Annotated in this window: 2 protein-coding genes and 1 pseudogene; all 3 read right to left on the reverse strand. The window is 41.2% G+C overall.

Annotation, left to right across the window (positions count from 1 at the left end; translation table 11 throughout):
• Positions 1-341: pseudogene (locus tag AC1DRQ_RS29900) on the reverse strand (TolC family protein); the annotation flags it as partial.
• Positions 342-371: 30 nt separating this feature from the next.
• Positions 372-3575 carry an efflux RND transporter permease subunit gene (locus AC1DRQ_RS29905; RefSeq protein ID WP_477429533.1) on the reverse strand — a complete coding sequence of 1068 codons (3204 nt, stop codon included), beginning with the start codon at positions 3573-3575 and terminating at the stop codon, positions 372-374.
• A 24-nt stretch (positions 3576-3599) separates the two neighbouring features.
• Positions 3600-4012: efflux RND transporter periplasmic adaptor subunit (locus tag AC1DRQ_RS29910; protein ID WP_477429535.1), on the reverse strand; the 413-nt coding region annotated here is incomplete at its 5' end.

Genomic DNA, 4012 nt, shown 5'->3' on the forward strand with positions numbered 1-4012 from the left:
GGACGGTTGGTATTGGCCGTTACGTTCAGGTTCAGTTCTGGTACATAGTTCCATTTTACCTGTTTAAACAGCAGCTGTGATGCTTCAATATTTTTAACAGCTATCTGCATATCGTAATTTTTAGCTATGGCGCTGTCAATCAGTTTTTGCAGGGTAGCGTCGGTAAAAAAGTTTTTCCACTGTATATCAGCAATGCTGCTGCTATCGGCAGTAGTAACCGAGTTCCTGAATGCTACAGGTAACTCGGGTTTGGGTGTAGCCACATCCTTTGATACTTTACAGGCGCTTACAAAAGCTACCAGCAATATCAAAAAGGCATATGGATTTATATATCGTTTCATTTTATTTTTATTATTAATAACAATGCTCAATTAATTATTTGTCAGTTCAAGGTCTTTTGCATGAACATCTGCATTGTGATCTCCTTTATTTAATACAGCTAAAGGCACACCACTAATTTTTTCCTGCAGTTTCTGGAATATTACAAACAATACAGGTATGATAAATAAACCCAACAATACTCCTGACACCATTCCACCAGCAGCACCAATACTTATAGAGTGGTTACCTTGTGCAGATGGGCCTGTAGCGATACTCATCGGGAACAAACCAAATACGAAGGCCAGTGATGTCATGACGATTGGTCTTATCCTTAACCTGGCTGCCTCAATGGCCGAGTCAACTAAAGTATGCCCCTGTTTACGCCGCTGTACAGCAAATTCCACAATAAGAATAGCGTTTTTAGCCAACAGACCGATGAGCATGATCAGAGCTACCTGTACATAAATGTTGTTTTCGATACCGGTTAAACCTAACACTACGAACACCCCGAATATACCTGTAGGAATTGAAAGTATTACAGCCAATGGCAGGATATAACTTTCATACTGTGCTGATAATAAGAAATATACAAATATCAAACAAAGCATAAATATCACAGCCGATTGTCCGCCTGAGGAAATTTCCTCACGTGTTTGACCAGAGAACTCATAAGCATAACCAGTTGGCAATTGTTCTTTAGCTGTTTCCTCTATAGCCTTGATCGCATCACCTGAGCTATAGCCCGGTTTAGGGATAGCCTGAACCTCGATAGAGTTAAACAGGTTATAACGTGAAGCAGTTTCTGAACCATAAACACGGGTTAGTTTAACGAGCGTGTTAATAGGCACAGTTTCTCCCGCCTTGTTTTTAACAAACACACGATCAATAGATGCAGGATCAGTCCTGTCGGCAATATCAGCCTGAACTACCACACGATAGTATTTACCAAAGCGATTAAAGTCTGATGCCTGTGCAGTACCAAAATAAGCCTGCATAGTAGCCAGGATGTCTCTAACACTTACCCCTAACTGATTAGCCTTTTCATCATCAACTTCTAATTGTAACTGAGGATAATCTGCTTTATATGAAGTGAAAGCGAAAGCAATTGCAGGTTTTGCCATCAGCTTTCCGATAAAGTTATTAGCTACACCGCTAAACTTATCCAATCTACCATTGGTTCTGTCCTGTAACTGTACGTCCATGGCTTCTACGTTACTAAAGCCAGGAACAGTTGGAAAACTAAACACAAAGAAAGTACCGCTTGGTATGCCGGCTAATTTCCCTCTTATTATATTTTGTATATCATCAATATTCTTAACGGCACCTCTGTCTTTATTAGGTTTTAACAACAGGAAAATTTGACCCGCTGATGGACTGTTGGATAGTGTTAAGAAGTTAAAACCAGACAACGCCATAACAAATCTTGCTGACGGCATAGCTTTCAACTCTTTTTCGGCCTGGTTGATTATTTTACTGGTATTGGCTAATGAAGTTCCGGATGGTGTTGAAACAGCGATAGCCACAAAGCCCTGATCCTCTGTAGGAATAAAGCCCGTTTTTGTTCTGTTTACCAGGAAAATTGTAGCAACAACTATTAATGCAAGGCCACCCATACTAATCCATTTATTACGGATCAGAAATTTCAAGCCACCAACATACCTGTTGGTCATATAGTTGAACCCGCCATTAAAGCCTGCATAAAATTTCTGAGTGAAACTTTGTTTGGGTTTATCATGATCACCTCCGGCATGCTTATTTTTAAGGAACAAGGCAGCCAATGCCGGGCTTAATGTTAACGCGTTTACAGCTGATATAATGATTGCTATAGACATGGTTAACGCAAACTGCCTGTAGAATATACCCGTTGAACCCGTCATGAAACTAACCGGTAAAAACACCGCCGCCATAACCAGCGTAATGGATATAATTGCACCGGTAATTTCATGCATTGCCTCGGTAGTTGCCGCTTTTGGGGTTAGGCTCGGGTCATGCTCCATTTTGGCATGCACCGCCTCCACCACCACAATCGCGTCATCCACCACAATACCTATGGCTAATACAAGAGCGAACAAGGTTAAAAGGTTAACAGAGAAACCGAAGAGGTTCATGAAGAAGAAGGTACCAATAATGGCCACCGGAACCGCTATAGCCGGGATCAATGTAGACCTGAAATCTTGCAGGAATATAAATACCACGATAAATACCAGTATAAAAGCCTCTACCAATGTGTGTTCAACCTGGTCAATTGACTCATCCAGGTCGGTTTTGGTACGATAAAACTGATTGTATTTGATACCTACAGGGAAATCCTTTGATAATTTCACCATCAGCTTATCAATGGCAATCTGGATTTCGTTGGCGTTTGAGCCTGCCAATTGTATAATACCAATAGTAATACCCTCATGCCCGTTTAAGCGGTTCACACTGCTATAGCTATAAGCACCCAGTTCAACACGTGCTACATCTTTTAAACGTAATACAGAACCATCTGAATTTGCACGGATAGCAATATTTTGATATTCCTCTGGCGTGGTAAGCTTACCTTTATACTTAATTACATATTCAAATGCTTCATTACTTCGCTCCCCTAACCTACCAGGCGCTGCTTCCAGGTTTTTGTCCTGTATAGCGGCCATCACTTCGGCGGGTGTAATTTTATAAGTTGCTAATTGAGTAGGATTTAACCAAACACGCATGGAGTAATCCTTAATACCACCAAATACGCTGGCAGAACCTACTCCCGGAATACGTTTGATTTCGGGAATGATATTGATCTGTGCGTAGTTATTTACAAAGATCGCGTCGTATTTTTTAGGATCTTCTGAGTAAATACCCATAGCTCCAATAAAGCTATTTTGCTGTTTGGTAGTAGTTATACCATATTGTACAACCTCTGCAGGTAATTGGCTTGTTGCCTGAGAAACACGGTTTTGAACGTTCACAGCTGCCTGATCGGGGTCGGTACCTTGTTTAAAGTAAACGGTGATGCCCAATGTACCATCGTTACTGGCAGTGGATGTCATATAGGTCATATTTTCCACACCGTTAATCGCTTCTTCCAATGAAGGCGTAACGGAACGTAAAATAGTCTCGGCATTTGCGCCCGGGTACACAGCAGAAACCAATACCGACGGGGGGGCGATATTCGGAAACCGCTCTAAGGGCAATTTTGTTAAACCAAGCACACCAACTATCACCAATAATATGGAGATAACAGTTGAGAGTACCGGTCTTTCTATAAATTTTTGAAACATGACTTTAAAGTTTAAGTGTATGTATTAGTTTTTTGTTACAGCGGCGGCTACTTTATCTGTGGCCTTTTGAGGTTGGATTACCATACCCTCTTGTAATTTATCAACACCGCTTAACACAATCTGGTCGCCTACTTTTACGCCGTCTTTAACCAGGTAATTGGCTCCGTTTTTACCAACAATGCCAATGGCGACCTTTTTCACCTTGCTGCTATCACCAACGGTAAATACAAACACTTTATCCTGCATATCAACAGTTGCTGACTCAGGTATTATTAAAGCGTCTTTATGTTCAAGGCTTAAACGAACTTTACCGGTGTTACCAGAACGTAACAGACCTTGCTGGTTAGCAAAAGTTGCGCGTACGGTAATTGCTCCGGTGTTTTTATCAAACTGGCCGTCGATCATATCTATTTTACCTTGTTTGGTGTACTCGGTAC

The sequence above is a fragment of the Mucilaginibacter sp. P4_E8 genome (genome assembly GCF_056401495.1).